The sequence below is a fragment of the Saccharomonospora iraqiensis subsp. iraqiensis genome (genome assembly GCF_000430445.1).
Taxonomy (GTDB): Bacteria; Actinomycetota; Actinomycetes; order Mycobacteriales; family Pseudonocardiaceae; genus Saccharomonospora; species Saccharomonospora iraqiensis.
In genome coordinates this window covers 123290-128716 of record NZ_KE387129.1, presented here as the reverse complement: position 1 = coordinate 128716, position 5427 = coordinate 123290, and the positions used below count along the sequence as shown (strand labels likewise).

Here is a 5427-nt window from a genome sequence, read left to right as displayed (position 1 = left end):
CGAACACGCCCAGCACACCGACCACCGCCGCGATGACGGCACCCGGCGTGCCGGGCATCGCGAGTGCGGCGGCACCGGCCAGCACCCCGACCACGCCGCCGACCATCGTGGGCAACCCGGCGACCCGGTTGGCCACCCGGAACGCCTCGTCGCTGCGCATGGTGGCGTCGGTGCGCACCCCCGCACGGCGGGAGCGGGGCAGCTTCTCCCGCCAGCCGAGGTAGCCACCCCAGCCGACGAGGACACCGAGGAGCGCGGGGATCAGGGCGAGCGCGATCACGCGGTCAGGATACGTTCCGGCGCCGGGGCGGCGGGTGCGCGCCTCGGGTGCCGTCGGCCACGTCCCGGACCCCGGCCGACGAGGGCCTTCGGCGAACACCGTGGTCGGACGGGATACCATCGGTGTCAATGACGACGCTGACCAGAGCGACGACGGTCGACCCGCTCCTTGGTGGGCCGCGCTGAGACGGGACTCCCGGACAGCGCGGCGAGACCCCTCACGCCCACGGGCTGAGGGGTCGCGTTGTCTCTGCGGCAGGACACAGGAGGATCGGCGATGACGGACGGCACGGAGACGACTCCGGCGCACCGCTACACGGCGGAGCTGGCGGAGCGGATCGAGAAGCGCTGGCAGGAGCACTGGTCCGCCCACGGGACGTACCACGCGGCGAACCCTGCCGGCCCGCTCGCCGACGACAGCAGGCCGCTGCCCTCGGACAAGCTGTTCGTGCAGGACATGTTCCCGTACCCGTCGGGTGCGGGCCTGCACGTCGGCCACCCGCTCGGGTTCATCGGCACCGACGTGTTCGCCCGGTACAACCGGATGATCGGCCGCAACGTGCTGCACACGATGGGCTTCGACGCCTTCGGGCTGCCCGCCGAGCAGTACGCCGTACAGACGGGCACGCACCCCCGCACCACCACCGAGGCGAACATCGAGCGGTACCTGAGCCAGATCCAGCGGCTCGGGTTCGGCCACGACGAGCGCAGGCGGATCGCCACCACCGACATCGAGTACTACCGGTGGACGCAGTGGATCTTCCTGCAGATCTTCAACTCCTGGTACGACACCGACCAGGACCGGGCCCGTCCGATCGCCGAGCTGGAGCGCGCCTACGCCGCGGGCGAGCGCGCCACGCCGGACGGCCGTGCCTGGGGCGAACTCTCCCGCGCCGAGCAGCGGGAGGTCATCGACGCGCACCGGCTGGTGTATCTCTCGGACGCGCCGGTCAACTGGGCTCCCGGCCTGGGCACCGTGGTGGCGAACGAGGAGGTCACCGCCGACGGGCGCAGCGAGCGCGGCAACTTCCCGGTGTTCCGCAAGAACCTGAAGCAGTGGATGATGCGGATCACCGCCTACGCGGACCGGCTCGTCGACGACCTGGACCGGCTGGACTGGCCGGACAAGATCAAGTCGATGCAGCGGAACTGGATCGGCCGGTCGCGGGGGGCGAACGTCCGGTTCCGCGCGGGCGCGCACTCCCTCGAGGTCTTCACCACCCGCCCGGACACCCTGTTCGGCGCCACCTACATGGTGCTGGCGCCGGAACACCCGCTGGTGGACGAACTGACCCCCGCCGAGTGGCCTGCGGACGTGGACGGGCGCTGGACCGGCGGGGCGGCGACCCCGCCGGAGGCGATCGCCGCCTACCGGGAGCAGGCCGCCCGCAAGTCGGAGCTGGACCGGCAGGAGAGCAAGGACAAGACCGGGGTGTTCACCGGTTCGTACGCCGTCAATCCGGCCAACGACGCGCGCATCCCGGTGTTCGTGGCCGACTACGTGCTGATGGGCTACGGCACCGGCGCCATCATGGCGGTGCCCGCCCAGGACCAGCGCGATTGGGACTTCGCGACGGCCTTCGGGCTGGACATCGTGCGGACGGTGCAGCCGCCCGAGGACTTCGACGGGCAGGCCTACACCGGGGACGGCCCGGCGATCAACTCGTCGAACGCGGATCTCACGCTCAACGGGATGGACGTCGAGGACGCCAAGAAGACGATGATCGAGTGGCTGGAGGAACACGGCCACGGCGAGGGCAGTGTGCAGTACAAGCTGCGTGACTGGCTGTTCGCCCGCCAGCGCTACTGGGGCGAGCCGTTCCCGATCGTCTACGACGAGGCCGGGACGCCGATCCCGCTGCCCGAGGACCAGCTGCCCGTCGAGCTGCCGGACGTGCCGGACTACTCGCCGACCACGTTCGATCCGGAGGATGCCGACAGCGAACCGGAGCCGCCGCTGTCCAAGGCGACCGACTGGGTGAACGTCACCCTCGACCTGGGCGACGGCCCGAAGACCTACCGCCGGGACACCAACGTGATGCCGCAGTGGGCGGGATCGTGCTGGTACCAGCTGCGCTACATCGACCCGACGAACACCGAGCGGTTCGTCGACGCGGAGAACGAGCGGTACTGGATGGGCCCGCGGCCCGCCGAGCACGGCGTGGACGACCCGGGCGGGCTGGACCTGTACATGGGCGGTGTGGAGCACGCGGTGCTGCACCTGCTGTACGCGCGGTTCTGGCACAAGGTGCTCTACGACCTGGGCCACGTCTCCTCCGAGGAGCCGTACCGCAGGCTGGTCAACCAGGGCTACATCCAGGCCTACGCCTACACCGACTCCCGCGGGTTCTACGTTCCCGCGGACGAGGTGACCGAGGAGAACGGCCGTTTCTATTACAACGGCGAGGAGGTCACCCAGGAGTACGGCAAGATGGGCAAGAGTCTCAAGAACGTCGTCACGCCGGACGACATGGCGCGGGACTACGGCGCCGACACGTTCCGGTTCTACGAGATGGCGATGGGGCCGCTGGAGGACTCCCGGCCGTGGGCGACCAAGGACGTCGTCGGGGCACAGCGGTTCCTGCAGCGGCTGTGGCGGCTGGTCGTGGACGAGGCGAGCGGCGAGGTGCGGGTCGACGGGTCGGAGCCGACCGAGCAGGACCTGCGTCAGCTGCACCGCACGATCGCCGGGGTGCGGGAGGACTACGCCGAGCTGCGGTTCAACACCGCGGGCGCCAAGCTGATCGAGCTGAACAACTACGTCACCAAGACGTACGGCTCGGCGGCGGCGACGCCGCGGGCGCTGGCGGAGCCGCTGGTGCTGATGCTGGCGCCGATGTGCCCGCATCTGGCCGAGGAGCTGTGGCACCGCCTGGGTCACCCGGACTCGTTGGTGCACGGGCCGTTCCCGGTGCCGGACGAGCAGTACCTGGTCGACGAGACGGTGGAGTACCCGATCCAGGTCAACGGCAAGGTCCGGTCCCGGGTCGTGGTCGCCGCCGACGCCGACCAGGAGGCGATCCGCAAAGCCGCACTGGCCGAGGAGAAGATCGTCGCCCTCCTCGGCGACGCCGAACCCCGCAAGGTCATCGTCGTCCCGAACCGCCTGGTCAACATCGTCAAGTGACCCGGACCCCGCGCCCGGGTGTTGCCGTGAAGGGCACTTTCGCTGCGCCGGGGGCCGTGAGGGGCACTTTCCCTGCATCGGACGCAGGGAAAGTGCCCCTCACGACACCACCCCGGTGACCACCGGGTCAGGGGAGGCCGACGTCGAGGCCGATCTCGCGGGCGAGGTCGGCGAGGACGGCGTCGAAGAGAGCGTCGGGTTTGGCGACGGGGATCGGGTAGTTGCCGAAGACCTCGAGGGTGACGTGGCCGTAGATGCGCGCCCAGAACTGCATCATCAGGTAGGTGGTGCCGAGGGTGAACCGGTCGGCGGTCACGGCGAGCCCCGAGTCGGACAGCACGGACAGCAGGGAGTCGCGGTAGGCGGCGAGGTCGTCGCGCAGCTCGGGCGGGACGACGTCGTCGCCCGGGGCGGCGATCTGGTGCGCCGTGAGCACCCGGCCCGCGGCGACGAGGAACGCGTGCCCGAGCGGTTCGCTGACGTGGTTCAGCGTGGCCACGCTGCTCCGCCCGGTCCCGATCTCCCCGGTGGGTGAGGCGAAGACCAGGGTGAACTCGTTGGTGTGGGTCAGCGCCCACTGCCGGAACCCCCGGCAGATGGCGAACAACCGGCGTGGCCCGTCGCCGGGAAGCGACGCGGTCTCCGAGGCGAGCTCGGCGCCGAGGTCGGTGACGATGTCGCGCCGCAGGTGTTCCACGAGATCGTCGCGGGAGCCGTAGTAGCGGTAGAGGGCCGGAGCCGTGATGCCCAGTTCGCGGGCGATGGCGCGGAGAGTGACGGCCTCCGGCCCGTGCTCGACGAGCAGGGTCCGCGCGGTCCGGCGGATCTCCCGGTCGGTGGCCGCGCGTTCCCGGTTCCGCCGTGCAGGCTTGCTCATCCCATCCCGCTCCGCCACAGACGTCGAAGACGTCCCGGACAACCGGACTCCGCCGACGTCGTCTCCGCTCTCGTCGCCGTCGCACCCGTTCGGTCCCGCGGCGAACTCGGAGAGTGTACGCGAACGGGACAGGCCGCACTGTGAGCACGCCCACACGGGTGATGGTCGGCGCGTGCGGGACGGGCCGGGCGCCGCCGGCACCGATCACTCGGGGGGCTACGTGACCGATGCCGGCGACTCGATGCCCGACCGGTGCGGTGACCGGTGGACACAGGCCGCACACAGGCGGTGCTCCCAGTGAAGAGCTCTCCGTGTCACCACGGTGACGCCCTCCACCAAATCTCACCCTAATGAGTGACATCCACGCGAGCATCATCGGGTGTTGTTCGCGTAGTGATGGAAGCTACAAAGGATTTCACGTCCGCACAACTCGAAGCGCACACGGGTGCACACCGAGCGCACGGACCGCCGGTCCCGGTCCGCCGCGGACCCCGGTGCTGCCACCCGGTCCGTGGCAGTCTGGCGGCGTGGAAGCGCGCGTGCTGGTCGTCGGTTCGGCCAACATCGACCTCGTGGTCCCGGCCCGGCGCCGTCCCGGGGCCGGGGAGACCGTGCTCGGCGGCGACACGGTGATCCACCCCGGTGGAAAGGGCGCCAACGCGGCCGTCGCCGCCGCGCGTCTGGGGGCGGACGTCGCACTGCTCGGGGCGGTCGGCACCGACGAGCACGGCCGGCAGCTGCGCACGTCGCTGGAGCGCTCGGGGGTGGACCTCTCGGCCGTCCGCCGCGTCCACGACCGCCCCACGGGAGTGGCGTACATCACAGTGACGCCGGACGGGGAGAACTCGATCCTGGTCTCCCCGGGAGCCAACGAGGCACTGCGCCCCGCCGACGTCGACGAGGCGCTCCCCGGCGCGCAGCTGATGGTGGTGTCGATGGAGATCCCCCTGGAGACCGTCGAGCACGCTCTCCGCGCGGCCGCGAGGGCGGGTGTCCCGACGGTCCTCAACCTCTCCCCGGTCGCGGAGCTGGGGGGTGCGGCACTGGGCGCGGTCGACGTCCTGCTGGTCAACGAGCACGAGGCCGCGTGGCTGCTCGGTCCCGCCCCGGGCGACCGGACGCCGGAGGCGCCGGAGGCGCGCGG

Annotated in this window: 4 protein-coding genes; 2 read left to right on the top strand and 2 right to left on the bottom strand. The window is 71.0% G+C overall.

Features of this window, described 5'->3' with window-relative positions; genetic code table 11:
* Positions 1–280: SdpI family protein (locus ACTIR_RS24475; RefSeq protein WP_034241106.1), on the bottom strand; the 280-nt coding region annotated here is incomplete at its 3' end.
* 276 nt (positions 281–556) lie between these two features.
* On the opposite strand from ACTIR_RS24475, the gene leuS reads away from it, so the two are divergent.
* Positions 557–3406 carry a leucine--tRNA ligase gene (leuS, locus tag ACTIR_RS0119695; RefSeq protein ID WP_026455563.1) on the top strand — a complete coding sequence of 950 codons (2850 nt, stop codon included), beginning with the start codon at positions 557–559 and terminating at the stop codon, positions 3404–3406.
* A gap of 127 nt (positions 3407–3533) precedes the next feature.
* On the opposite strand, the gene ACTIR_RS0119690 is transcribed toward leuS, so the two are convergent.
* Positions 3534–4283: a TetR/AcrR family transcriptional regulator gene (locus ACTIR_RS0119690; protein ID WP_026455562.1), complete on the bottom strand. Its 750-nt coding sequence runs from the start codon at positions 4281–4283 to the stop codon at positions 3534–3536.
* Between the two features lie 527 nt (positions 4284–4810).
* Here ACTIR_RS0119690 and ACTIR_RS24470 point away from each other — a divergent pair.
* Positions 4811–5427 (top strand): PfkB family carbohydrate kinase (locus ACTIR_RS24470; protein ID WP_233345955.1); only part of this gene is annotated, 617 nt, incomplete at its 3' end.